This window comes from Erythrobacter sp. BLCC-B19 (assembly GCF_028621955.1).
Lineage (GTDB): Bacteria > Pseudomonadota > Alphaproteobacteria > Sphingomonadales > Sphingomonadaceae > Erythrobacter.
On sequence record NZ_CP117516.1, the window covers coordinates 3502735 to 3525758 of the forward strand.

The window sequence follows — 23024 nt, forward strand, 5'->3', positions numbered from 1 at the left end:
GGTTTTCAGCAATTGTGTTAGCAGGCAGCGGGCGCTTGGCCCGGTGCAGCTTACATCCGGACGAGGCTGGCCCCCCAGGTGAAGCCGCCGCCCATGGCTTCGAGCATCACCAGATCGCCGGGCTTGATCCGCCCGTCCTTGCGCGCGCAATCGAGCGCGAGCGGCACCGAGGCCGCCGAGGTGTTGGCATGATCCTGCACGGTCACCACCACCTTGTCGGGCGAAATGCCGAGCTTGCGCGCGGTTGCATCGAGGATCCGGGCATTGGCCTGATGCGGCACGACCCAATCGATGTCTTCGGCAGAAACCCCCGTCTCCTCAAGCACTTCTTTGAGGACATCGGAGAGATTGACGACCGCATGGCGGAACACTTCCGGCCCCCTCATGCGGACATGGCCAGTGGTCTGGGTGGTCGAGGGACCACCGTCGACATAGAGCAGATCGTGCTGCGCCCCGTCGGCATGAAGGCGCGTGCCGAGGATGCCTGCACCATCAGCAGATCCGCCGGGCGCTTCGAGCACGACCGCGCCCGCGCCATCGCCGAACAGCACGCAGGTGGTGCGATCTTCCCAGTCGAGGATGCGGCTGAAGGTTTCCGCGCCGATCACCAGCGCACGGCGTGCCATGCCTGTCTTGAGCATCGAGTCGGCGACACTCAGCGCGTAAAGAAAGCCCGAGCACACCGCCGCAACGTCGAAAGCGATCCCGCCATTGCAGCCGAGCGCGGCCTGCACCTTGGTGGCGGTGGCGGGGAAGGTCTGGTCGGGCGTTGCCGTGGCGAGCACGATCAGCCCGATGCTGCCCGGCTCGATCCCGGCATCTTCCAGCGCCGCACGCGCCGCGGCAATCGCGAGGCTGGACGTGGTCTCGTCAGGCTCGGCGATGTAGCGCTGGCGGATTCCGGTGCGCGCGGTGATCCATTCGTCCGACGTATCGACCCGCGTGGCAAGCTCGGCATTGGTCACAACCCGGCGCGGCAGAGCCGAACCGGTGCCGAGAATCCGCGATCCGCTCACGCCTCGCCCCCGCCCGCGTTCTCGCCGCCGGTCGGCGCGGGCTTGCTGCGGCCGGTGCGCGACAGCGCTCCCTCGCCGAGCTGCGACAGATCATGGGCGATCCGTTCCGTGAGCTTGTTCTCGAGCAGCCGCGCCGTCACCGCGACCGCGTGGGCGACACCCTTGGCCGTCGCGCTGCCGTGGCTCTTCACCACCACACCGTTGAGGCCGAGGAACACCGCGCCATTGTGGTTATTGGGATCGAGATGGTGCTTCAACAGCTCGGTCGCCGGGCGCGAGACCAGGAAGCCGATCTTGCTCCGCAGCGACGAAGTGAAGGCCTGCCGCAGCAGATCGGTGACGAAGCGCGCCGAACCTTCGATCGCCTTCAGCGCGATATTGCCCGAAAAGCCGTCCGTGACGACCACATGGGTCTCGCCCCGGTTGATCTTGTCGCTTTCGACGAAGCCATCGAACTGCAGTGCCAGCCCGCCTTCGGCCGAAGCGGCGGTCAGCATCGCGGCGGCATCGCGCAGTTCTTCGGTGCCCTTGATCTCTTCGGTGCCGATGTTGAGCAGGCGGACGACCGGCTTGTCGAAGCCGTTGACGATCCGCGAATAGGCCGCGCCCATCACCGCGTATTGCACAAGGTTGCGCGCATCCGCCTCGGTATTGGCGCCGAGATCGAGCATCACCACGTCATGCGCCTGCAAGGTCGGCATGATCGCGGCGAGCGCGGGGCGATCAATCCCCGGCATGGTGCGCAGGGCAAGCTTGCTCATCGCCATCAGCGCGCCGGTGTTGCCCGCGCTGACGGCGGCACCTGCGTCACCCGTCTTCACGGCATTGACGGCAAGGCCCATCGACGTGGTCTTGGCGCGGCGAATCGCCTTGCTCGGAAGCTCGTCCCCGCCGACGACATCGTCGCAATGGAGGATTTCGGAGGCCGCGCGCAGGTTCGGGTGGTTTTCGAGCGCCGCTTCGATGCGCGCCTGATCCCCCACCAGCAGGAACTTGAACTTCTCGTGCTGACGGCGGGCGAGCGCCGCGCCCTCGACCATGACGCGCACGCCTTCATCGCCGCCCATCGCGTCAACGGCGATACGCGGGAGGTTCATGCTGCGTTACTCCGGTTCAAGATGTGAGCCACCGGCACTTAGCCGACGGCGACGACCTGACGCCCGTTGTAGTGGCCGCAATGGCCGCAAATGTTGTGCGGGCGCTTCAGTTCACCGCAGTTGGGGCATTCGTGGAAGGCTTCGACCTTCAGGGCATCGTGCGAACGACGCATGCCACGACGGGACGGCGATACTTTTCTCTTGGGGACAGCCATGGTCGCACCATTTCCTCAAATAACTGACGTGGCAACGCCTGTTGGATGCGGCGGCGCCTGCGATTCTCGAAGGCCGCCCTTACGGCAAGGAGTGTGCGCACACAAGCACGAGACTTGCGCGCATTCCTTGGCCAGCAGCGGCGGGAAGGCGCGCGCTATAGCGGAAAAATCGCGCGTTGCAACCCGCGCAAGGCGGCCCTAGCAAAGCGCCATATCAACGAGGGGATCTCGCAACCATGATCGTGCTTCCTGTAACGCTCGCCGCAGCGGCGGCGGCGGCCATTCTCAACATCTGGCTTGGCTTGCGCATCGGCGCACTGCGCACCGCGCTCCAGATCAGCGTGGGCGACGGCGGCAAGGAGAGCCTGCAACGCCGGATGCGCGCGCAATTGAACTATGTCGAGAACACCGGCTTCGTGCTGGTGCTGCTCGCCGCGATCGAACTGGCGGGCGCAGGCAGCTGGTGGCTGGCCTATGTCGCGGGGGTCTATTTCCTCGGCCGCATCGCCCATGGATTCGGCATGGACGGCGGCAAGTGGGGCATGGGGCGCACCATCGGCACGGTGGTGACAATGCTGGTGCAGCTGGGTCTGGCCGTCGTTGCCGCTCTGACCGCGGCAGGCGTGCTTTAGGAGACCTTCACCAGCTTGTCCGCCCGCGCGGGCATATCGGCCGGCAGGCATACGTCCCAGGCCAGCCCCGCCCGCTCCAGCAGCGCGATGAAGCGATAACCCCAGTCGCTCTGCCCCGGATGGAGGCCGATCCGCGCGCTGCCGGGATAGGCGTGGTGATTGTTGTGCCACGCCTCGCCCATCGTGACGAGGCCCGCCCACGGCACATCATGCGCCTGCACGCCGGCCCCTGCCACCTGCCAGCTCTGCGGCCCGCGGCGGTGGGCGAGATGGCCCACAAGCCAGTGCCCGTGCACCGTCAGTGCGACCCGCACGCAAACGCCCCAGACCACAAAGGGCCAGCTCCCCAGGGCATAGAGCATCCCTGCCACGGGGAGCTGCTGGAGCATCCATGTCCGCTCCAGCCAGCCGATCAGCGGATCTGCCTCCAGCCGCGCGGTATCGAAGCGCGGCGGGCGGGCAAGGTCGAGACGGCAATGGAGCTGCCACCATGCATCGATCAGCATCGCTCGGCGGTGCGCGAGGTAATCGTGGCAATGCGGCTGGCGCTGCGCCCAGTCGCGCAGATCGTGCGTGCGCACGATCCAGACCGGCCCGCTCATGCCCGCCACGGTGCCGCACCAGATCAGGAAGGCGCGCAAGGCGGGTGTGGTGCGAAAGCTGCCGTGGATCAGCAGGCGGTGGAACCCGACCGAATGGCCGAGCAGCAGCATGGCGCCGGTCAGCCCCACCCCTACGGCAACGGCAGCAGGCGTGGTGAAGAACGGCGTCAGGCCGAGCGCGCCCAGCAGCATCCCGCCATTCCACAGGCTGTGCCCCGGATCCCAGCGCACCCGCCCGGCAACCGGATCGGCCTCGGGCGTCTCGACGATCCAGTTGACCTCGCACCGGTCCCGCGCCTCTGCCGCTACCATTGCCGCTCTCCCCAGACTCACTATCAGATGCGTAGATAATTAATGCATCGCTTAATTAATGGATAGCGCTGGAAAGAATTTAAGCAAGCGCTTATACGCTCGCCCGATGCAGAAAGTGTTTGAAGCCCTCGCCTCGACCGTGCGCCGCAAGATTCTCGCTTACCTGTCGGAATCCGAGCTGACCGCCGGGCAAATCGCCGAGCGGTTCGAGATTTCGAAGCCCGCCGTCTCGCAGCACCTCAGCGTGCTCGAGAATGCAGGGCTCGTGGAGAGCGAGAAGCGCGGGCAGTTCGTGCATTACCGGCTGGTGCGCGAGAACCTTGCCAACACGCTCAATTCCTATGTGCAGGAAGTCTGCCCGGTCTCGCGCCCGCTCAAGAAGGAGAGCAAGGCGCTGAGCGAGGCGGCCAAGGGCGGCGGCGAGAACACAGACTGATTTTCCCTAGCGCTGGCCTCGGCCCGCCAAAGGACGGGGCCGCAAGGCCGACCGGCGGCCCGCAGGTGCCCGTAGCGCAGCGCAGGAACAGCACCGAGGGAAGCGCAGCTGTGCTGCCGTAGGCGGCACACCACCCGCGGAGGCGGGGTCGCAATCAAGGTGGCAATCAGCTCAAAATATAATCGCTCACAAACGCATTGGTCTTGCGCTCGCGCCCGAAGGTGCTGGTGGGGCCGTGGCCGGGAATGAACATCACGTCCTCGCCCAAGGGCCAGAGGCGCTGGGTGATCGAATCGATCAGATCCTGATGATTGCCGCGCGGGAAATCGGTGCGCCCGATCGAGCCCTGGAACAGCACATCGCCCACGATCGCAAAGCGGCTGGGCTCGTGGAAGAACACGACATGGCCGGGCGTGTGACCTGGGCAGTGGATCACGTCCAATTTGAGTTCGCCCACCGTCACCGTGTCACCGTGCTTGAGCCAGCGGGTCGGCGTGAAGCTCTTGGCGACCATCCCCCAGCGCGGGCCGTCATCGTCCAATTGGTCGATCCAGAAGCGGTCATCCTCGTGCGGGCCTTCGATGGGCAGGCCCAGTTCGTCCGCCAGCATCCCGGTCTGCCCGCAATGGTCGAGATGCCCGTGGGTGACGAGCAGCTTTTCGAGCGTAACGCCCGCCTTGGCGACGCCCTCCTTGAGCTTGTCGAGATCCCCGCCGGGGTCGACCAGCGCGCCCTTCATGGTCTTGGTGCACCAGATCAGCGAGCAGTTCTGCTGGAGCGGCGTCACCGGAATGATCGCGGCGCGCATGGGGGGGAGGGGCTTGGGAGTGTCGGTCATATTCGGGGGACTGCGCATTTTGTCGGAGATACGCAACCGAGATTTTTCAGGATTGGCGCAGCACCGGCTCTTCCCAGGGGCCAACGTCCAACTCGATGGCGAGCGGCTCTGTGGGAACAAGGTCAGTCCTTGATTTCAGCTTGGCCTGCAATCCGGCGACAGCATCATCCCGGCGCGAATATAGGCCTGATGGCGGATAATCGTTCATCCAGTAGCCGCCGCATTCCTCGTCCGGCTCGTTGAACGTTTCGGTCGCGAACTGGAAAAGACCGTCAGGGCGCACGAGAAGGCGTCCCCTCCGGTTGCCTGCCATCAACAATTCGATCGCGGTGACAATCATATAGCAGGGCTAGACCCGCCCCCCCTTCCACACAACCCGCCCGATGATCTCCACCTCATCGGCCGCCACCTCCACCGGCGGATAGGCGAGGTTCTGCGAGAGCAGCGCCACCCGCCCCGGCCCGGCGCTCGCCACGCGCTTGACCATCAGCGTGTCGCCCACACGCACCACGTGGATGCCGTCGCGAAAGGCGCGCGGGGCGCGGTCGATCAGGATTTCGTCGCCGTCGTTGAGGAGTGGCTCCATCGAGTCCCCCTCGACCCGGATCGCCGAGAGCTCGGCGCGCGCCAAGCCCTGCTCCTCCAGCCAGCGGCGCGAGAAGCGGAAGGTGTCGAAGGCGGCTTCCCCGCCCGCCACCCGCCCCGGCCCGGCGGAGGCGCCAAGATCGAGCCGGGGCACCACGACCCATTCGCCCGTTTCGCGCTGGAGTGGCTTTACGTAGGAATTTTCCTGCGCCTCCCGCAGCTCCTCCTCCCCCACCCCAAGGAAGCGGGCAAGCGTGGCGCGATCCTGCTCCTCCAGCTTGCGCGGGCTGCCTTTGCGAATGAATTGCTGAAGATAGGACGGATTGCGCCCGAGCAATTCGGACAGGGACGCGAGGCTTACCCCTCGCTCTTGCGACAATTCGAGCAGCCTGGCGCGGGGGTCGGAGAGGGTTCGGTCAGCCATTTGTAGGGTTTCCTTTATGGATACTTCCTACACGAAGGATTTTTCCTAGACAAGCGCGAAAAAACATGGAACATTTCAGGAACATCAGGCGATTCGCCCGATGCATCACCTTCGACTCGGCAATCAACAGGGACGCAAAACCATGCTGCTTCGGACCATCGAAACCTTCCTGCGCGAGCACCGGCTCGCTCCTACCAAATTCGGCCGCCTCGCCGCCCACGACCCGCGCTTCGTGCTCGACCTACGCATGGGCCGCAGCCCCCGGCGCGAGACCGAACTGCGCACCCGCGCGTGGATGCAGGGCTATGCCGATCACGCCGCCGTGCAGATGAAGGAGACCGTCTGATGCTCACCGAATCCTTGCGCGATCCCTTCGCGCATATCCTGGGCGATTTCGCCGCGATCGAGGTCAAGTCCGCACCGCTGCTGGGCCTCACCCGCTTCCAGCGCCCGCGCCGCACGCTGGCCGACCGGGTGCGCAGCGGCCTGCTCGAGATCACCGCCGGAGCAGGCACGGTGCTGGGCCATGAGGAGAAGGCCTGGGCCTCGATTACCTTTTCGGGCACCCGGCACGAAGTGGTGCTGGAGTTCTGCGGGGCCGAGGCGGTCGCGGCGGGCGAGGAACTCATCGAGCGCCTGCCCGATCACGAATTCACCCTCCCCGGCCAGCTGGTCGCCGATGCGACCATCACCAAGGTCGACCACCGCTTCGGTGCGATGGAGCGGCTGGAGGTGACGGCGGTGCTGCTGCTGCTGGAAGAGGGCTAGTTATAGCCGCGCCTTCCCGGGCTTGACCCGGGACCCCGCTGCCTTCCTGCCACGAAGAAAAGCGGGGCCCCGGCTCGGGGGCCGGGGAGACGAAGGGGTTACGTTCTGCGAATAACCAAATTCCGGATCTCGCTCATGTCCTCCATCGCGAAGCGCACGCCCTCGCGGCCCAGGCCTGAATCCTTGACCCCGCCATAGGGCATATTGTCGACCCGGTAGCTCGGCACGTCGTTGATCACCACGCCGCCGACATCGAGCCTGTCCCACGCATCGAACATCTGGAACAGGTCGCGGGTAAAAATCCCCGCCTGCAGGCCGAATTTGGAGTTGTTGACCTCCTCCAGCGCCTCATCGAAGTGGGTGAACTTCTGGAGGATCGCCAAAGGCCCGAAAGCCTCCTCGTTCTTGGCCTTGGCGTCGTCCGGCACGCCTTCGAGCAGCGTCGCTTCCAGCATATTGCCGCGCGAGAGCCCCCCGCCGCACAGCAGGGTCGCACCGGCTGCCACGGCCTCGTCGATCCAGCCCTTGAGGCGCTTGGCCTCGCCGTTCGAGATCATCGGGCCGATGAAGGTGTTGCGGTCCTTGGGGTCGCCCGCGACGAGCTTGCCTGCGCGCTCGACCAGCATCGCCTTGAAGCGGTCGTAAACGTCGGCGTGGATCAGGATGCGCTGCACCCCGATGCAGGACTGGCCCGACTGGTAGAAGGCGCCGAAGATCACCCGCTCCAATGCGTCGGCAAGGTCGGCGTCCTTGTCGATGATCACCGCCGCGTTGCCGCCGAGTTCGAGCACGACCTTCTTCTTGCCCGCCTTGGCCTTCAAGTCCCAGCCCACGCCGGGCGAGCCGGTGAAGGAGAGGAGCTTCAGCCGCTCGTCCTCGGTAAACAGGTCCGCGCCGTCGCGGCTGGCGGGGAGGATGCTGAAGGCGCCCTCGGGCAGGATGTCGCACTCGGCCAGCACCTCGCCCATGATGATCGCACCCAAGGGCGTCTTTGAGGCAGGCTTCATCACGAAGGGGCAGCCGACCGCGATTGCGGGCGCGATCTTGTGCGCGGCGAGGTTGAGCGGGAAGTTGAACGGCGAGATGAAGCTGCACGGGCCGATGGGAACGCGCTTCCACATCCCCTGATAGCCCTTGGCGCGCGGGGAAATGTCGAGCGGCTGGACCTCGCCGTAGTTCCTCACCGCTTCCTCGGCGGCGATGCGGAAGGTGTCGATCAGGCGCGTGACCTCGCCTTCGGCATCCTTGATCGGCTTGCCGGCCTCGACGCACAGGGCGTAGGCAAGTTCGTCAAAGCGCTCCTTGAAGCGGCGGACGCAGTGCATCAGCACGTCCTGCTTCTCGAAGCTCGCCAGCCGCGCCATCGGCTCCGCCGCGCGCACCGCCCCGGCGATGCCTTCCTCGATCACATCGGGCGTGGCGAGCGCGGTGCGGAAGGCGACCTCGCCGGTATATTTGTCGGTCACCTCAAGATCGGTGTTGGGCAGCACCGCCTTGTTGTTGAGGTAGAGGGGGTAGGTATCCTTGAGCATGGTCACTTCCTTCGCACCTCCTGACTGCGGGAGGGGGTGATCGGAGGCGCGTGACTCCGATCACGGGTGGGCCTGTCCGGGCAAGCGCAGTCACTTGACGCGCCCACCCCTAGCCCCTCCCGCAAGCGGGAGGGGGATGCGAAGCCTTACAGCTCCTTCGACAACCGTTTGATGTCCTTGTTCAGGATCTGGTCGTTCTCGGTGTAGTCCACCGGGCAATCGATCAGATGCACGCCGGGCGTGTCGCGGCAGTGGGCGAGCAATTCGCGCAGGTGATCGGACGAGGTCACGCGGTGCCCGGTCGCGCCGTAGCTTTCGGCATATTTGACATAGTCCGGGTTGCCATAGGTCAGGCCGAAATCGACAAAGCCCATGTTGGCCTGCTTCCAGCGGATCATCCCGTAGGCATCGTCGCGCAGGATCAGCACGGTGAGATTGAGGCCGAGACGCACCGCGGTCTCCATCTCTTGGCTGTTCATCATGAAGCCGCCGTCGCCGCAGATCGCCATCACCTTACGCTCGGGATAAAGCATCGCGCTCATCATGGCAGAAGGCAGCCCCGCGCCCATGGTGGCCAGCGCGTTATCGAGCAGCACGGTGTTGGGCAGGTAGGCGGTATAACCGCGCGCGAACCAGATCTTGTAGACCCCGTTGTCGAGGCAGATGATCCCGTCATGCGGCATCGCGTCGCGCACCTGCTGGACGAGATGCGGCGGGAAGATCGGGAAACGGGTGTCGGCGGCGAGCGCGTTGGTGTGGTCGACCTCGGCCTTGTGATAGGCCAGAAGGTGGCCGAAATCCCAGCTGCGGTTGGGGCTGATGTCTTCCTTCATCTGCCAGATCGCGTTGGCGATATCACCGATCACCTCGATCTGCGGGAAGTAGACCGGATCGACTTCCGCCGTGCGGGTCGAGACGTGGATCACGGTGACGCCGTTGTCCTTCATGAAGAAGGGCGGCTTTTCGATCACGTCATGGCCGACATTGATGATGCAATCCGACGCCTCGACCGCGCGGTGGACGAAGTCCCCAGCCGACAGCGCCGCGCAGCCCAGAAACTTGGGATGGCGCTCGTCAATCACGCCCTTGCCCATCTGGGTGGTGAGGAAGGGGATCCCGGTCTTCTCGACGAATTGTTCGAGCATCCGCCCGCACAGCTTGCGGTTCGCACCCGCGCCGATCACCAGCACCGGGTTCTTGGCCTTCTCGATCGCCTTGACCGCCGCGCGCACCGCCTTGGGCTCGGCGCTAGGGCGGCGGGCGATGGACTTGGGCAGCGGCTTCCAGTCGGTGGTGGGTTCCTCGGCAATATCCTCGGGCAGCTCGATCAGGGTGGCGCCGGGCTTTTCCTCCTCGGCGAGACGATAGGCCTCGCGCACGCGGCTGGGGATGTTGTCGCCCGCGGCGATTTGGATCGCATATTTGGTGATCGGCTTCATCAGCGAGACAATGTCGACGATCTGGAAGCGGCCCTGCTTGGACTTCTTGATCGGCTTCTGCCCGGTGATCATCAGCACCGGCATCCCGCCCAATTGCGCATAGGCCGCAGACGTCACGAAATTGGTCGCCCCCGGGCCCAATGTGGCGACGCAAACCCCGGTCTTGCCGGTGTGGCGGCCGTATGTGGCGGCCATGAAGCCCGCACCCTGTTCGTGGCGGGTCAGGATCAGCTTGATCTTGGTCGACCGGCTGAGCGAGTCGAGAAAATCGAGGTTCTCTTCCCCCGGAACGCCGAAAATATACTCGCAGCCCTCGGCCTCGAGACACTCGACAAAAACATCCGACGCTTTCTTGGTATCGCTCATCTATGCAATTCCTTCCTTGCTACCGAAAGCCTTTAGCCCCGGTATCCCCCCCAGGCGCAGACGTGCATTCAAGTGACGGCAAAGTGATGACCTGCCGCCGGCAACAAGTATTGCAGAAAAGCGCCAAACCGCCAGCGAGATTCTCGCTCGGGCGCTTGGGTCAGTAGCCCAGCCTCGGGTCAAACACCGGGGCGACCGGCTCCCCGCGCAGGTATTTGCCGAGATTGTCGAGGAAGCGTTCGCCCGAGCGAATGAACATCTTGGATTGCGCCCGGCCCGACAGGTGCATGGTGACATGGGCATTGTCGAGCGCCCACAAGGGGTGGTCGGCGGGCAGCGGTTCGGGCGTGGTGACATCGAGGAACGCGCCCCCGATTGCCTTGTTTTCAAGCGCTTCGACGAGGGCCGGCTGATCGATCACGCTGCCGCGCGCGATGTTGACGATCACTGCATCGCTCTTCATCGCGGCGAGTTCGGCAGCGCCGATCATCCCCTCGGTCTCAGGCGTGGCGGGGACGGCGAGGATCACCCAGTCGAACTCTCCCAGCCGCGCGCGCCATTCGTCGGGGCGCAAGGTGCCCTCCCCGCCCGAACGGCGCACCACGCTGACCTCCACATCGAAGGCTTCGAGCCGCGGCTGGATCAGCTTCCCGATCGCGCCATAGCCGAGCAGCAGCGCCTTCGAGCCTGCCAGCTCGCGCTTGCCGGGCGAATCGAACAGCCATTCATGGCGTTCCTGCGCGCGCACCACCTCGCGGTAGCCCTTGGCGATGTTGAGCATTCCCATCACGACATATTCGGCGATGGTGATGGCGTTGATCCCGGCCCCGTTGGTGACGGTGATATTGCGCTCGATCAGAACGTCCATCGGCAGGAAATCGAGGCCCGCGTAGATCGAATTGAGCCACTTCAGTTTCTTGGCAGCGCGCAGGGTGGCGGCCATCGCCTGCTGATCGTTCATGTCGAACCAGCCGATCTCGGCGTCCGCCACGGCGACCTGTGCTTCCTCGGCCGACATGAACCAGCGCACGTCGAGGCCTTCGGGCAGGCGGTGTTCGAGCATCGGGCGGATGAGGCCGGAAATGGCGAGAATGGTCATGGTCAGGGTCTCAATTCGTCATTGCGAGGAGCCAAAGGCGACGCGGCAATCCAAGGACCGATGCTGCGCCAAGATGGAAGATCAGTCCATGGATTGCTTCGCCTGCGGCTCGCAATGACGAAAAGTGGGGGTTAGCCCAGCTTCCACTCCCACCCGAGCGGATCGCCGTCCATCACCTCGACGCCTTGGGCTGCGAGTTCGTCGCGGATCGCATCGGAGGCGGCAAAGTCCTTGGCGGCGCGCGCTTCCTTGCGGCGGGCGAGCGCGGCTTCGATTTCGGCTTCGGTGATCGTGGCCGCCTTGGGCCGGATGCGCAGGTCGGCGCGGGTGAGGCCGAACAGGTTCAGCCCGAGCACCGCGTCCATCGCTTCGACCACGCCGCGCTTGATCCCCGCATCGACCTTCTTCGTCGCCAACGCCTCTTCCAGCGCCGTCAGCGCGATCGGGGTGCCCAGATCGTCGGCCATGGCCTCGGCGAACTTCGCTTCGGCAGGCGCGAACTTGGGATGCGCCGTGCCGCGCTGGGGTTCGACCTCCGCCAGCGGCGCCACCGCCATCACCATCCGCTTCAATCGCGTGAGCGCCGCGCCCAAGCCCTCCCACGAGAACTCCAGCTCGGAGCGGTAATGCGCCTGCAAGCACATCAGCCTGTAGGCGAGCGGATGATACCCCCGGTCGATCAGCAATTGCAGCCGCAGGAACTCGCCCGAGGACTTGCTCATCTTGCCGCTGCGCTCGACGAGGAAGTTGTTGTGCATCCAGATGCGCGCGCCCGAATTCCTCGGATCGTCCAGCCCGTTGGTGCAGCAATGCGCCTGGTTCTGCGCGATCTCGTTGGGGTGGTGGATCTCGCGGTGGTCGATCCCTCCGGTATGGATATCGAAGGGAAAGCCCAGCACCTCGCCGCTCATCACCGAGCATTCGAGATGCCACCCCGGCGCGCCCTTGCCCCAGGGCGAATCCCATTCCATCTGCCGGCTCTCGCCCGGCGGGGTCTTGCGCCAGATCGCGAAGTCGGCGGCGTTGCGCTTGCCCTCAACAGCCTCGATCCGACCCTCGCCCTCCTCGGTGTTCGCGCGCGCCAGCCGCCCGTAGTCGGCGACAGTCGACACATCGAAATAGAGCCCGCTCTCCAGCTCGTAGCAGTGTTTGTCCGCAATGCCCTTGGCGAACTCGATCATCTGCGGGACGTAGTCGGTCGCCACCGTCCACTGCGCCGGCTGGCGGATATTGAGCGCGCGCACATCGGCCCAATAGGCCTGCTTGTAATGCTCGGCGATGTCCCAGATGGATTGGGCCTTCTCGGCCGCCATCTTCTCCATCTTGTCCTCGCCTGCGTCCGCATCGTCGGTGAGGTGGCCGACATCGGTGATGTTGATGACGTGGGTGAGTGTGTAGCCCTTCCAGCTCAGCGTGCGCCCCAGCACATCGGCAAACACATAGGCGCGCATATTGCCGATGTGGGGGTAGTTATAGACCGTCGGCCCGCAGGAATAGACGCGCGCCTCGCCGGGATGGACGGGCTCGAACACCTCGAGCGAGCGGGTGAGCGAGTTGAACAGCTTGAGCGGCGCGTCGGTCATGGGCGCGCTTTGGCCAGCGGCGGCGCGTCCGTCAATTCTCTCAGTCGAACCCGATGAACTTCACTTGGCTTTCCAGCGGCACGCGCTCGCGCTCGAAGTTGTTCACCGGCGCGTCCGGATCGCGGTAACCGATCGCCATGCCGCAGAAGAACATATAGCGCTCGTGATCGAGGCCTAGGAAGTCGCGGATCGTGTTCGCATAGAGCGCCATGAATTCCTGCCAGCAGGAATCCAGCCCCTCCTCGCGCAGCAGAAGCGCGACGGTCTGGAGCCACATACCCACATCCGACCACTGCGGCTCCTTCATCAGGCGCGGGAAATAGACGAACAGCACCGCGGGCGCGCCGAAGCTGGTGGTGTTCTTGGCCATCGCCGCCATGCGCCCCGCACCATCATCGCGCGCAATGCCCATCGCGCCGAACATTCCCGCCGAAACCCCGTCGAGCCGCTTCTTGTAAGCCTCTTCCTGCCCCGGCGCGGCCCAGTCATATTCGGCAGCGCCCGGCCCATTGGCGATGATCTTGGCCTGCAAGTCCTTGAGCGCCTGCCCGGTGACAATGCTCGCTTCCCACGGCTGGTAATTGCACCCCGACGCAGCCCAGCGCGCCTTGTCCATCACGCGGGTGAGCGTTTCGAGATCGACGGGCTTGTCGAGAAAAGCGCGGATCGAGCGGCGGGTGGTGACGGCTTCGGTGACGTTCATTTTCGTTTTGTGCCCTTCTCATCCTCGAACAGCTCGGCAAGCTGCTCCATGATCGTGCCGCCGAGCTGTTCCACGTCCATGATCGTCACCGCGCGGCGATAGTAGCGCGTCACATCGTGGCCGATGCCGATGGCGACCAGTTGGACGGGCGAGACCTTCTCGATCCACTCGATCACGCTGCGCAAATGCGCTTCGAGATAGCCCGCAGAATTCACCGACAGGGTCGAATCGTCCACCGGCGCGCCGTCGCTGATCACCATCAGGATGCGGCGTTCCTCGGGGCGGTAGAGCAGGCGGGAGTGCGCCCAGATCAGCGCCTCGCCGTCGATGTTTTCCTTGAGCAGGCCTTCTCGCATCATCAGCCCGAGATTGCGGCGGGCGCGGCGCCAGGGCTCGTCGGCCTGCTTGTAGATGATGTGGCGAAGATCGTTGAGGCGGCCGGGGTTCTGCGGCTTGCCGTCGGCGAGCCATGCCTCGCGGCTCTGCCCGCCCTTCCACGCGCGGGTGGTGAAGCCGAGGATCTCGGTCTTGACCCCGCAGCGTTCGAGCGTGCGCGCCAGAATGTCGGCGCTGATCGCGGCAATCGAGATCGGCCGCCCGCGCATCGAGCCGGAATTGTCGATCAAGAGCGTGACGATGGTGTCCTTGAACTCGACGTCCCGTTCGACCTTGTAGGACAGCGCGGTGCCCGGCGAGATGATCACGCGGGCCAGCCGCGCGGCATCGAGCACGCCCTCTTCCTGATCGAAATCCCAGCTGCGGTTCTGCTGCGCCATTAACCGGCGCTGCAAGCGGTTGGCGAGGCGCGTGACCACGCCCTGAAGACCGGTCAGCTGGCTGTCGAGATAAGCGCGCAGGCGATCGAGTTCCTCGGAATCGCACAGGTCGGGGGCGGCGACTTCCTCGTCGAAGCGGGTGGTGAAGGCCTTGTAGTCGACGCTCGCGGGGACTTCGGCCTGCGGGCGGTTGGGGCGCACGGGGGCGTTGGCGGCGTCGCTGTCGTCACCCGGTTCGCCCTCGGCCATGTCGCTGTCGGTCTGGGTGTCGGAGGATTGCTCCCCTTCCCCATCGCCCTCGGCCATGTCGCCCGCCATTTCGGCCGACTGCGGATCGCCCTCGCCCTGATTGTCGTCGTCGCCCTGCTCGTCGTCGCTCGGGGCGTCATCGTCATCCGCGTCGTCGCTGTCGCTCTCGTCGGGAGCTTCGGTTGGGCGGGTGAGATCGAGTTCGCGCAGCATATCGAGCGCGAGTTTCTGGAAGGCTTCCTGATCGCCGATCTTCTCGGCCAGCCCCGCGAAATCGCCGCCGACCTTCTCCTCGAGGAAGTCGCGCACCAGCTCGATCCCGCCCTGCGCCTTCTGCGGCACAGCCTCCCCCGTCAGCGCCTCGCGCACCAGCAGGGCGAGCGCGGTCTGGAGCGGGACTTCGGACGAGTTCTGCGCGCGCACAATCTTGTCGCCTGCGGTGCGCATTTCGGTGGCAGCATCAAGATTGGCGCGAATCCCGCCAAAGCGGTTGGCACCGAGCGCCTCATACCGCACCTGCTCGATCGCATCATAACAGGCGCGCGCAATGGGTTCGGGCGGGGCCGAGCGGGCGTGGAGCGCGGCGTCATGGTGGCGCAGCTTCAAAGCGAACGAGTCGGCAAAGCCGCGCGCCTCGGTCACCTGATCGGGCGGCAGATCGCGCCCCGGCAGCGGCACGCGGAAGCGGTTGCCCGCGCTTCCGGGCACATCCGCGCTCCAGGCGACCTCAACCTCGGCATCGCGCGCAATCGCCCGCGATGCGCCGGTAAGCGCCTGCTTGAACAGATCGAGCGGGGACTGGTCAGCCATTATCGGTTTTCTTTAGCAACTAATCTGGCGCGCGGAAGTGGCAAAAAGGCGAGGCCTCAGAGGATCGACTGCCCGGTCTTGGCCCAATCAGCCATGAAGCCTTCGATGCCCTTGTCGGTCAGCACGTGCTTGAACAGCGCGTGGATCACCGCAGGCGGCGCGGTCATCACGTCGGCGCCGATCTTGGCGGCCTGCAACACGTGGGTGGTGTGGCGCACGGATGCGACGAGGATTTCGGTGGCGAAATTGTAGTTGTCGTAGATCAGGCGGATGTCCTCGATCAGGTCCATCCCGTCGAACCCGTTGTCGTCATGCCGCCCGACGAAGGGCGAGATGAAGGTCGCGCCCGCCTTGGCCGCAAGCAGCGCCTGATTGGCCGAGAAGCACAGCGTGACATTGACCATCGTCCCCTCGGACGACAGCGCCTTGCAGGTCTTGAGGCCGTCAACCGTCAGCGGCACCTTGATGCAGACATTGTCGGCGATCTTCCTGAGGACTTCGGCCTCTTTCATCATCGTCGCGTGGTCGAGTGCCACCACCTCGGCGCTGACCGGCCCGTCGACGATCCCGCAGATTTCCTTGGTCACCTCCATGAAATCCCGCCCCGACTTGGCAATCAGCGAAGGGTTGGTCGTAACGCCATCGAGCAGGCCGGTGGCAGCCAGTTCGCGGATCGGCTCGATCTCGGCGGTGTCGACGAAGAATTTCATGGGTTCACTCCGGTAGATTGCGATAGTCAGCGCGGCAGCGCGGGCTTAGGGGGTGAGCATGACTCGGACCCCCATGCGAATTGCGTCGCTGCTTGCCGCCATGGTTGCCGCTTGGCAACCGTCGATAGCGCTTGCCGACAATGACGATACGCAATTGTGGCAGTTCGTGTTCCTGACGGGCGATCTCGACAAGGACACACGCCTGACCGTGGATGCCACGCAGCGCTGGCGCGAGGATGCGCGCGGGGGCGAACAGCAGACCCTGCGCGTGACGCTGGAGCAGACCGTGGCAGAGGGCGTGCGCATCGGCGCAGGCGGCGCGGTGTTCGATGCGGGCGGAAATACCGAACTGCGCCCGCACCAGCAGATCATTTTCACCGAGGGCCGCTTCGAATTCCGCACCCGGCTGGAAGAGCGGTTCTTCGACGGGGCCGACCGGATGGAACTGCGGCTGCGCCAGCGGGTGCAGTACAACCAGCCGCTAGGCGACGGCTGGCGCGCGAGTGTCGGGGGCGAATGGCTCGGGCTGCTGCAAGGGCGCAACAGCGGCCAGGGCGCATCGACCGAGCAATGGCGCGCGCAGGCCGGCATCGCCTACAAGATCAGCGACAAGCTGGAGATCGGCGCGAATTACTGGCTGCTGGCGTTCCCGCGCGGGGGCTTGCCGGCGCGCTATACCCATGTCCCGCAGACGGTGCTGACCTACCGGTTCTAGATCGCGCGTTCTAGATGCTCCGGCCCAGCCCGAACACCCCGATCAGCAGCGGATCGCGGGTTGCCTCGGGGTTGGCGCGGATCGCGGCTTCCTCGCGGCCAATCTCGCCCCAGATGGCATCGTCGATCTCGGCGCCGAAGCGGCTCGCCATGCCCGCCGCATCCACGCCGGTGAGCGCGCCGAGCAGCTGGCCGATCACCGGATCGCGGCTGATGCGGATCGCCTCGCCCAGTTCGGGCACCACCGCATCGAGCAGCGCCGTGCCGACTTCCTGCCTGAGATAGAGGCTCGCCGCATCCGGACCGCCGCGTACCAGCGCCACGGCATTTTCGACCCCGATGATCCGGATCGCGTCGGTCACCACCGGGGCGGCGCGGAAGCTCGCATCGATCGCGAAGGTGGCGAAGCGTTCCTCCAGCTGATCCTTGACCAGCGCCGAGGTCAGGATGCGCGAGACCACATCGCCCCGTGCACCGAGCAGCGCGGCAAGATCGAGCCGGGCGACCTGTTCGTCCCAGAACCCGCCGGGCGCGGTAAGGCGGGCAAAGGCGTTCTCCGAGGCGACGAGCAGCAGACGGCGCACCGCCTCGACCAGCGAGAAGCCCCCGCCGGTGCTGGCGCAGCCGGGCAACAGCAGCAGCGCAGCCCCGCTTGCGGCTCCGGCGAGCAGGGTGCGGCGGGTCGGGGCGGCAGTGAGAATTGCGGTCATTGGTCCAGTCTCCAATCTTGCCCTAGGCCTATGCGCGTCTCCATATAACTGCACAATGAACCGCGTTCGCCTGCTTGTCCTCAACGCCGCGCTCGGCCCGCTGGATTACCGGCTGCCCGAGGGTGTGGATGCGCCCGCAGGCAGCGTGGTGATCGCCCCGTTGGGGCCGCGCAAGGTCACTGGCATCGTATGGGACGAAGGCCGTCTGCCGGGGGACGCGATCGCCTTTGAACGCCTGCGCCCGATCCTTGAGGTGCTGCCCGTGCCCCCGCTGCCCGCACCCCTCAGGCGGCTGATCGAGTGGACGGCGGACTATTACTGCGCGCCGCTCGCCGCGGTCGCGCGCATGGCGCTGTCGAGCGGCGGGGCGCTGGGCGGGCCTGCGACCATGACCGAATATCGCCTCACCGGAGCGGAGATCGCCGGGCGGCTGACCGCGCAGCGCAAGGCCGCGCTGGAAAAACTCGCCGGCGCGCAAGGCACCATGCGCGAGCTTGCCGCAATCGCGGGCGTTTCGGAAGGCGTGCTGCGCGGGATGGCGGGCGCAGGCTTGCTGGGGCCGGTGACGGTCAAGATCGACCGCCCCTATCCCCCCGCCGATCCCGACCACCACCAGCCCGATCTTTCGCCGGTGCAGGCCGAGGTCGCCGCTACGCTGGTCGAAGCGGTGCGGGCGCGGGCCTTTGCCCCTTTCCTGCTCGACGGGGTAACCGGTTCCGGCAAGACCGAAACCTATTTCGAACCCGTCGCAGAGGCCATCCGGCAGGGGCGGCAGGTGCTGGTGCTGCTGCCCGAAATCGCGCTGACCGAGAACTTCCTCGCGCGGTTTGCGGCGCGGTTCGGGGCGAAGCCGGTGCTGTGGCACTCTTCGCTCAAGTCCACCGAGCGCCGCCGCGCATGGCGGGCAATTGCCGATGGAAGCGCGCAGGTCGTGGTCGGCGCGCGTTCGGCGCTGTTCCTGCCCTATGCCAAGCTCGGCCTGATCGTCGTGGATGAAGCGCACGAGATCAGCTTCAAGCAGGATGACGGCGTGCGCTACAACGCCCGTGACGTGGCGGTGATGCGCGCGCGGTTTGAAGGGGTGCCGGTGATCCTCGCCAGCGCCACCCCGGCCTTGGAAAGCCTGCACATGGCGGCGCAGGGCATCTACACCAAGCTCGACCTGCCGAGCCGGTTCGGCGGGGCGACGCTGCCTGCGGTCAGGCTTATCAATCTCACCGAGGAAAAGCCGGGCAGCCAGCGCTGGCTGGCAGGTCCGTTGATCGAGGCTCTGCGCGACCGGCTGGACAAGGGCGAGCAATCGCTGCTGTTTTTGAACCGGCGCGGCTATGCCCCGCTGACGCTGTGCCGCAATTGCGGGCACCGCTTCAAATGCCCCTCGTGCAGCGCATGGCTGGTCGAACACCGCCTCTCGGCCCGCCTTGCCTGCCACCATTGCGGGTTCGAGACGCGGGTGCCCGACGCCTGCCCCGAATGCGGGGAGAGCGATTGCCTCGTCGCCTGCGGGCCGGGGGTGGAACGGATCGCGGCCGAAGTCGCCGACCTCTTCCCCGAAGCGCGGGTGGCGGTGGCGACCTCGGACACATTGAACACCCCCGACCGCGCGGCCGAGTTCATCGCCATGGCCGAAAGCAAGGCGATCGACATCATCATCGGCACACAGCTGGTGACCAAGGGCTTCCATTTTCCTGATCTCACGCTGGTGGGCGTGGTCGATGCCGACCTCGGCCTTGAAGGCGGAGACCTGCGCGCGGGCGAGCGCACCTATAGCCAGATCGCGCAAGTCGCGGGCCGCGCAGGCCGCGGGGCCAAGCCGGGCGAAGTGCTGATCCAGACCCGCCACCCCGATGCGCCTGTGATCGCCGCGCTGGCAGGCGGCGACCGCGACGCCTTCTATGCCGCCGAAACCCAAGGCCGCCGCGATGCGGGCGCGCCGCCGTTCGGGCGCTGGGCTGCGATCATCCTCAGCTCCGAGGACGAAAAGGAAGCGCGCGAGGCCGCCGCGCGATTGGGCGATGTCCGCCCGCGCCTCGCCGACGTCCAGATCCTCGGCCCCGCCCCTGCCCCACTCGCCTTGCTGCGCGGGCGATACCGTTACCGCTTCCTCGTCAACGCGCGGCGCAGCGCCAATGTGCAAGGCGTCCTGCGCAACTGGATCGGCGCGGTGAACTTTGCTCCGGGGGTGCGCGTGGGGGTGGACATCGACCCCTATTCCTTCGTCTGACGGGCCAATCTTCAAGAATTTTAAGGTAACTTTACAGCATCTTAGCCCATGTTATCAGAGGGCCATGATGCTGCGCATCGGCTTTGCCCTGTGGGCCTTGTGCCTCGCGATTCCCGCCAGCGCCGCCGATTGGCTGCGCGCCGAAAGCGAGCACTATGTCATCCACGCCCGGATGGACGAGGCAGAGCTGCGCGCGCTGGTGCAGACCATCGAGGATTTCGACCGCGTTCTTCACGGCCTGATGCCGGGCGAGACCTGGCACGGGCGCAAGCCCGAATTCTACCTGACCGCCGATCCGCGCCGCATCCGCCGGGTGGTCGATTTCGGCGCGAGTGCGGTGTGCGAAAGCCATGCCGAATTGCCGATGGCCTATGCGCTCTACACGCCAGGCGCGCAGGGCGAGGAGGCCGATGCGGGCGAAATCTTCTACTGCCTCGCCAGTCTCCACCTCGAAAACGCCTTCTTCCGGCCCAAGCCGATGTGGCTGTCGGCCGGGCTTTCGCACTTCTTTGAGACCGCCGTCCGCAACCCGGACGGCAGCTTCCTGATCGGCACGCCGCGCCGCCTGCAACGGGTGCAGGGCATAACGCCCGGTAGCCTCGGCGACACGCTGGTGGTGCGCACCCGCCACCGCAGCGAGGCGGACTATGCCCGCTTCCTCGAACTCAGCCGCGCGCTGGCCAGCCCGCTGCTGCTCGAAACGCGCTTTGCCGGCGTGCTCGACCGCTATCTCGATGCCTATGCGGGCGGACGCAGCATGGCCGAGGCGGCGCGCGAGCTGGGCGATCTGGATGCGCTCGCCCGCGAACTGGCGCGGCGCCGGGTGGTCGCGCCGGTGCGGCGGGTGGTGGTGTCCCCGCATTTCACCGCCAATATGGAGGTGCGCCCGATGCGCGCGGACGAGATCGCGCTGATCGACCTGCGGCTCGAACGGCTGCTCGAAACCCGCCCCAAGGCCACCTCCGACGATCTACGCGCTCTGACCAACCGCCATCCCGAAAGCGCGCTGGTGTGGTACGAATATGCCGCCGCCGAATATGTCCGCGTCCAGCACAGCGATTTCGGCGGGCGGCCGGTGTTCCGCGGTTTCGGCTTTTCGAACGGCGATCTGATCGTGATGACCAACCCCCATTCCGATGCGGAAGCGTGGCGTGCGGTCAACGTGGCGCTCGCGATCGATCCCGGTCTGGCCGAGGCCCAGCGGCTCAAGGCCGAGATCATGCTCGCCCGGCTGGTGCGCGAGGGCAATCCCGACGATCCGCCCTCCTATGACGAGGTGCGCAAGCTGCTGCGCCCCCTCGCCCGCACGCCCGAGCGCCATCCGTTGGCCGCGGCGCTCTATCACCAGACCTATATCGAACAGGGCCGCGCTGCCCCCAAGTCCGCCGCCCGCCAGCTGGAACGCGCCTTCGTCCACAACGCCGGGGTCGGCGATTTCCGCTACGCGCAGGCCACCGCGATGAGCCGCCGGGGCGAGACCGGCTTGGCGCGCGGGCTGCTGATCTCGATGCTGAATGATCCCGCCTTTTCCGCCGCCGCGCTGCGGGCCCTGGAGGCGGAGCCCTAGCGTTTCGCGAAACCAAACATGGGGCGGGCGCGTATCCCTTCGCATGACCCGTCCCGTTCTCGTGCCGATCCTCGGCGACCAGCTGTCGCGCAATATCTCAAGTCTTGAGGGTCTCTCCCCCGCAAGCACCGTCGTGCTGATGATGGAGGTGTGGGACGAGGCGACCTATGTGAAGCACCACAAGCAGAAGATCGTGCTCATTTTCTCGGCAATGCGCCACTTCGCGGCGGAATTGCGGGCCGAGGGCTGGCAGGTCGATTACGTGCCGCTGGACGACGCGGAGAACACCGGCAGCTTCACCGGCGAAGTCGCCCGCGCGGTGGCACGCCACGCCCCGTCCGAAATCCGCGTCACCGAAAGCGGCGAATGGCGCGTCCATAACGCCATGCTCGAATGGGAGGGCCGCTTCCCCTGCCCCGTCTCCATCCTCCCCGACACGCGCTTCATCGCCACCCACGCCGAATTTCGCGCCTTTGCCGAGGGGCGCAAGCATCTGACGATGGAGTATTTCTACCGCGAGATGCGGCGCAAGACCGGGCTGCTGATGGAGGGCGACAAGCCCGTGGGCGGCGTCTGGAACCTCGATGCGGAAAACCGCGAGCCGCCCAAGGAAGGCCTGCGCGCGCCCCCTGCCCCCAAATTCGCGCCCGACGCCATCACGCGGGCGGTGATAGCGCTGGTGGGAGAACGCTTTGCCGATCACTTCGGCGATCTCGAGCCTTTCGGGTGGCCGGTGACCCGTGCCGAGGCGCTCGAAGCTGCCGAAGCCTTCTTTGCCCGGCGCCTCAGCCTGTTCGGCCCCTATCAGGACGCGATGGTGCACGGGGAGGACGATCTCTACCACTCGATGCTGTCAACCAGCCTCAATATCGGGCTGCTCGATCCGCTGGAGCTGTGCCGCGCGGCGGAGGCTGCCTATAAATCAGGCAGGGCTCCGCTCAATTCCGTAGAGGGCTTCATCCGCCAGATCATCGGCTGGCGCGAATATGTGCGCGGGTTCTACTGGCACCAGATGCCGGGGCTCGCCGCTGCCAATGAATTGGGCGCGCACCGCCCGCTGCCGGAGTTCTTCTGGACAGGGCAGACCGATATGCGCTGCCTCGCCGACTGCATCCGCACCACCCGCGAAGACGCCCATGCGCACCACATCCAGCGGTTGATGGTGCTCGGCAATTTCTGCCTGATTGCCGGGATCGACCCTGGCCAAGTGGCCGACTGGTATCTGGCGGTCTATGCCGATGCCTTCGAATGGGTCGAGCTGCCGAACGTCGCCGGCATGGTGCTCTATGCCGATGGCGGCCGCCTCGCGACCAAGCCCTATGCGGCAAGCGGCAATTACATCAACAAGATGTCGGACTATTGCAAAGGCTGCCGCTACAAGGTGGCCGAGAAGACCGGGCCCAGGGCGTGCCCGTTCAACCCGCTCTACTGGCATTTCATGGACGCGAACCGTGCGCGGCTGGAAAGCAACCACCGGATCGGGCGGATCTATGCGACGTGGGACAAGATGGGCGAGGCGAAGCAGCGGGAATATCTGGATACGGCAGAAAAATTCCTCGACAGCCTCGAACCCGCGCGCGAAGGCTGGGCCAGAAACGCCGAAAGCAACTGACACGG

Annotated in this window: 23 protein-coding genes; 8 read left to right on the forward strand and 15 right to left on the reverse strand. The window is 65.8% G+C overall.

Annotated elements, in window-relative coordinates; genetic code table 11:
• Nucleotides 1–50: 50 nt before the first annotated feature.
• Genes PS060_RS16465 through rpmF form a run of 3 tightly spaced genes read right to left on the reverse strand, consistent with a single transcriptional unit; the run spans nucleotide 51 to nucleotide 2328 of the window.
• A complete protein-coding gene (locus tag PS060_RS16465) occupies nucleotides 51–1016 on the reverse strand; it encodes a beta-ketoacyl-ACP synthase III (protein ID WP_273984588.1) in 966 nt (321 codons plus the stop codon).
• Nucleotides 1013–2113, reverse strand: coding sequence for a phosphate acyltransferase PlsX (gene plsX / locus PS060_RS16470; protein WP_273984589.1), 1101 nt, complete (start codon nucleotides 2111–2113; stop codon nucleotides 1013–1015). The genes PS060_RS16465 and plsX overlap by 4 nt, the downstream gene beginning before the upstream one ends.
• Nucleotides 2114–2151: 38 nt before the next feature.
• Nucleotides 2152–2328 carry a 50S ribosomal protein L32 gene (rpmF, locus tag PS060_RS16475; RefSeq protein ID WP_086736123.1) on the reverse strand — a complete coding sequence of 59 codons (177 nt, stop codon included), beginning with the start codon at nucleotides 2326–2328 and terminating at the stop codon, nucleotides 2152–2154.
• Between the two features lie 236 nt (nucleotides 2329–2564).
• Here rpmF and PS060_RS16480 point away from each other — a divergent pair, with 236 nt between their 5' ends.
• The gene (locus PS060_RS16480) at nucleotides 2565–2960 is read left to right on the forward strand and encodes an MAPEG family protein (protein ID WP_273984590.1); all 396 of its coding nucleotides are present in this window, start codon (nucleotides 2565–2567) and stop codon (nucleotides 2958–2960) included.
• Here the strand turns inward: PS060_RS16480 and PS060_RS16485 are convergent.
• Nucleotides 2957–3874 (reverse strand): acyl-CoA desaturase, encoded by a 918-nt coding sequence (locus PS060_RS16485; RefSeq protein ID WP_273984591.1) that lies wholly within the window; start codon nucleotides 3872–3874, stop codon nucleotides 2957–2959. The genes PS060_RS16480 and PS060_RS16485 overlap by 4 nt on opposite strands.
• A 106-nt stretch (nucleotides 3875–3980) precedes the next feature.
• Here PS060_RS16485 and PS060_RS16490 point away from each other — a divergent pair, with 106 nt between their 5' ends.
• Nucleotides 3981–4310: a metalloregulator ArsR/SmtB family transcription factor gene (locus tag PS060_RS16490; protein WP_273984592.1), complete on the forward strand. Its 330-nt coding sequence runs from the start codon at nucleotides 3981–3983 to the stop codon at nucleotides 4308–4310.
• Between the two features lie 166 nt (nucleotides 4311–4476).
• Here PS060_RS16490 and PS060_RS16495 read toward each other — a convergent pair whose 3' ends face one another.
• From PS060_RS16495 to PS060_RS16505, 3 genes are all read right to left on the reverse strand, one after another.
• Complete coding sequence (locus PS060_RS16495) at nucleotides 4477–5118, reverse strand: MBL fold metallo-hydrolase (RefSeq protein WP_443112425.1); 642 nt, start codon at nucleotides 5116–5118, stop codon at nucleotides 4477–4479.
• 76 nt (nucleotides 5119–5194) lie between these two features.
• A complete protein-coding gene (locus tag PS060_RS16500; protein WP_273984594.1) occupies nucleotides 5195–5488 on the reverse strand; it encodes a hypothetical protein in 294 nt (97 codons plus the stop codon).
• Between the two features lie 9 nt (nucleotides 5489–5497).
• Nucleotides 5498–6157 (reverse strand): S24 family peptidase, encoded by a 660-nt coding sequence (locus PS060_RS16505; protein ID WP_273984595.1) that lies wholly within the window; start codon nucleotides 6155–6157, stop codon nucleotides 5498–5500.
• A gap of 142 nt (nucleotides 6158–6299) precedes the next feature.
• Between PS060_RS16505 and PS060_RS16510 the strand changes: the two genes are divergently transcribed.
• Both PS060_RS16510 and PS060_RS16515 read left to right on the forward strand, forming a co-directional pair.
• Nucleotides 6300–6503: a hypothetical protein gene (locus tag PS060_RS16510; protein WP_273984596.1), complete on the forward strand. Its 204-nt coding sequence runs from the start codon at nucleotides 6300–6302 to the stop codon at nucleotides 6501–6503.
• Nucleotides 6503–6925, forward strand: coding sequence for a hypothetical protein (locus PS060_RS16515; protein ID WP_273984597.1), 423 nt, complete (start codon nucleotides 6503–6505; stop codon nucleotides 6923–6925). Before PS060_RS16510 ends, PS060_RS16515 begins: the two co-directional genes overlap by 1 nt.
• A 98-nt stretch (nucleotides 6926–7023) precedes the next feature.
• On the opposite strand, the gene PS060_RS16520 is transcribed toward PS060_RS16515, so the two are convergent.
• The 7 genes from PS060_RS16520 to fsa all read right to left on the reverse strand — a co-directional run bounded on the left by PS060_RS16520 (nucleotide 7024) and on the right by fsa (nucleotide 16192).
• On the reverse strand, nucleotides 7024–8457 hold the full coding sequence (locus PS060_RS16520; protein ID WP_273984598.1) for an aldehyde dehydrogenase family protein: 1434 nt from the start codon (nucleotides 8455–8457) through the stop codon (nucleotides 7024–7026).
• Nucleotides 8458–8603: 146 nt separating this feature from the next.
• On the reverse strand, nucleotides 8604–10262 hold the full coding sequence (locus PS060_RS16525; protein WP_273984599.1) for an acetolactate synthase large subunit: 1659 nt from the start codon (nucleotides 10260–10262) through the stop codon (nucleotides 8604–8606).
• Nucleotides 10263–10422: 160 nt separating this feature from the next.
• On the reverse strand, nucleotides 10423–11361 hold the full coding sequence (locus tag PS060_RS16530) for a D-2-hydroxyacid dehydrogenase (protein WP_273984600.1): 939 nt from the start codon (nucleotides 11359–11361) through the stop codon (nucleotides 10423–10425).
• Nucleotides 11362–11492: 131 nt separating this feature from the next.
• Nucleotides 11493–12944, reverse strand: a complete 1452-nt coding sequence (gene cysS / locus PS060_RS16535) for a cysteine--tRNA ligase (protein WP_273984601.1) — start codon at nucleotides 12942–12944, stop codon at nucleotides 11493–11495.
• 40 nt (nucleotides 12945–12984) lie between these two features.
• Nucleotides 12985–13647 carry a nitroreductase gene (locus PS060_RS16540; RefSeq protein ID WP_273984602.1) on the reverse strand — a complete coding sequence of 221 codons (663 nt, stop codon included), beginning with the start codon at nucleotides 13645–13647 and terminating at the stop codon, nucleotides 12985–12987.
• Nucleotides 13644–15482 (reverse strand): cobaltochelatase subunit CobT, encoded by a 1839-nt coding sequence (gene cobT, locus PS060_RS16545; protein ID WP_273984603.1) that lies wholly within the window; start codon nucleotides 15480–15482, stop codon nucleotides 13644–13646. Before cobT ends, PS060_RS16540 begins: the two co-directional genes overlap by 4 nt.
• A gap of 56 nt (nucleotides 15483–15538) precedes the next feature.
• Nucleotides 15539–16192 carry a fructose-6-phosphate aldolase gene (fsa, locus tag PS060_RS16550; RefSeq protein WP_273984604.1) on the reverse strand — a complete coding sequence of 218 codons (654 nt, stop codon included), beginning with the start codon at nucleotides 16190–16192 and terminating at the stop codon, nucleotides 15539–15541.
• Between the two features lie 58 nt (nucleotides 16193–16250).
• On the opposite strand from fsa, the gene PS060_RS16555 reads away from it, so the two are divergent.
• Nucleotides 16251–16907: a DUF2490 domain-containing protein gene (locus tag PS060_RS16555; protein ID WP_273984605.1), complete on the forward strand. Its 657-nt coding sequence runs from the start codon at nucleotides 16251–16253 to the stop codon at nucleotides 16905–16907.
• 10 nt (nucleotides 16908–16917) lie between these two features.
• Here PS060_RS16555 and PS060_RS16560 read toward each other — a convergent pair whose 3' ends face one another.
• Nucleotides 16918–17616, reverse strand: coding sequence for a DUF4197 domain-containing protein (locus tag PS060_RS16560; protein ID WP_273984606.1), 699 nt, complete (start codon nucleotides 17614–17616; stop codon nucleotides 16918–16920).
• Between the two features lie 55 nt (nucleotides 17617–17671).
• Here PS060_RS16560 and PS060_RS16565 point away from each other — a divergent pair, with 55 nt between their 5' ends.
• From PS060_RS16565 to PS060_RS16575, 3 genes are all read left to right on the forward strand, one after another.
• Complete coding sequence (locus PS060_RS16565; RefSeq protein WP_273984607.1) at nucleotides 17672–19840, forward strand: primosomal protein N'; 2169 nt, start codon at nucleotides 17672–17674, stop codon at nucleotides 19838–19840.
• A gap of 64 nt (nucleotides 19841–19904) precedes the next feature.
• Nucleotides 19905–21407 (forward strand): hypothetical protein, encoded by a 1503-nt coding sequence (locus tag PS060_RS16570; protein ID WP_273984608.1) that lies wholly within the window; start codon nucleotides 19905–19907, stop codon nucleotides 21405–21407.
• Nucleotides 21408–21450: 43 nt separating this feature from the next.
• Complete coding sequence (locus PS060_RS16575; RefSeq protein ID WP_273984609.1) at nucleotides 21451–23019, forward strand: cryptochrome/photolyase family protein; 1569 nt, start codon at nucleotides 21451–21453, stop codon at nucleotides 23017–23019.
• The last annotated feature ends 5 nt before the right edge of the window (nucleotides 23020–23024 follow it).

Excerpts from the sequence above, each read along its gene's own strand:
- plsX (WP_273984589.1), bottom strand. The coding sequence starts at position 2,113 with ATGAACCTCCCGCGTATCGCCGTTGACGCGATGGGCGGCGATGAAGGC.
- rpmF (WP_086736123.1), bottom strand. The coding sequence starts at position 2,328 with ATGGCTGTCCCCAAGAGAAAAGTATCGCCGTCCCGTCGTGGCATGCGT.
- PS060_RS16480 (WP_273984590.1), top strand. The coding sequence starts at position 2,565 with ATGATCGTGCTTCCTGTAACGCTCGCCGCAGCGGCGGCGGCGGCCATT.
- PS060_RS16485 (WP_273984591.1), bottom strand. The coding sequence starts at position 3,874 with ATGGTAGCGGCAGAGGCGCGGGACCGGTGCGAGGTCAACTGGATCGTC.
- PS060_RS16490 (WP_273984592.1), top strand. The coding sequence starts at position 3,981 with ATGCAGAAAGTGTTTGAAGCCCTCGCCTCGACCGTGCGCCGCAAGATT.
- PS060_RS16495 (WP_443112425.1), bottom strand. The coding sequence starts at position 5,118 with ATGCGCGCCGCGATCATTCCGGTGACGCCGCTCCAGCAGAACTGCTCG.
- PS060_RS16500 (WP_273984594.1), bottom strand. The coding sequence starts at position 5,488 with ATGATTGTCACCGCGATCGAATTGTTGATGGCAGGCAACCGGAGGGGA.
- PS060_RS16505 (WP_273984595.1), bottom strand. The coding sequence starts at position 6,157 with ATGGCTGACCGAACCCTCTCCGACCCCCGCGCCAGGCTGCTCGAATTG.
- PS060_RS16510 (WP_273984596.1), top strand. The coding sequence starts at position 6,300 with ATGCTGCTTCGGACCATCGAAACCTTCCTGCGCGAGCACCGGCTCGCT.
- PS060_RS16515 (WP_273984597.1), top strand. The coding sequence starts at position 6,503 with ATGCTCACCGAATCCTTGCGCGATCCCTTCGCGCATATCCTGGGCGAT.
- PS060_RS16520 (WP_273984598.1), bottom strand. The coding sequence starts at position 8,457 with ATGCTCAAGGATACCTACCCCCTCTACCTCAACAACAAGGCGGTGCTG.
- PS060_RS16525 (WP_273984599.1), bottom strand. The coding sequence starts at position 10,262 with ATGAGCGATACCAAGAAAGCGTCGGATGTTTTTGTCGAGTGTCTCGAG.
- PS060_RS16530 (WP_273984600.1), bottom strand. The coding sequence starts at position 11,361 with ATGACCATTCTCGCCATTTCCGGCCTCATCCGCCCGATGCTCGAACAC.
- cysS (WP_273984601.1), bottom strand. The coding sequence starts at position 12,944 with ATGACCGACGCGCCGCTCAAGCTGTTCAACTCGCTCACCCGCTCGCTC.
- PS060_RS16540 (WP_273984602.1), bottom strand. The coding sequence starts at position 13,647 with ATGAACGTCACCGAAGCCGTCACCACCCGCCGCTCGATCCGCGCTTTT.
- cobT (WP_273984603.1), bottom strand. The coding sequence starts at position 15,482 with ATGGCTGACCAGTCCCCGCTCGATCTGTTCAAGCAGGCGCTTACCGGC.
- fsa (WP_273984604.1), bottom strand. The coding sequence starts at position 16,192 with ATGAAATTCTTCGTCGACACCGCCGAGATCGAGCCGATCCGCGAACTG.
- PS060_RS16555 (WP_273984605.1), top strand. The coding sequence starts at position 16,251 with ATGACTCGGACCCCCATGCGAATTGCGTCGCTGCTTGCCGCCATGGTT.
- PS060_RS16560 (WP_273984606.1), bottom strand. The coding sequence starts at position 17,616 with ATGACCGCAATTCTCACTGCCGCCCCGACCCGCCGCACCCTGCTCGCC.
- PS060_RS16565 (WP_273984607.1), top strand. The coding sequence starts at position 17,672 with ATGAACCGCGTTCGCCTGCTTGTCCTCAACGCCGCGCTCGGCCCGCTG.
- PS060_RS16570 (WP_273984608.1), top strand. The coding sequence starts at position 19,905 with ATGATGCTGCGCATCGGCTTTGCCCTGTGGGCCTTGTGCCTCGCGATT.
- PS060_RS16575 (WP_273984609.1), top strand. The coding sequence starts at position 21,451 with ATGACCCGTCCCGTTCTCGTGCCGATCCTCGGCGACCAGCTGTCGCGC.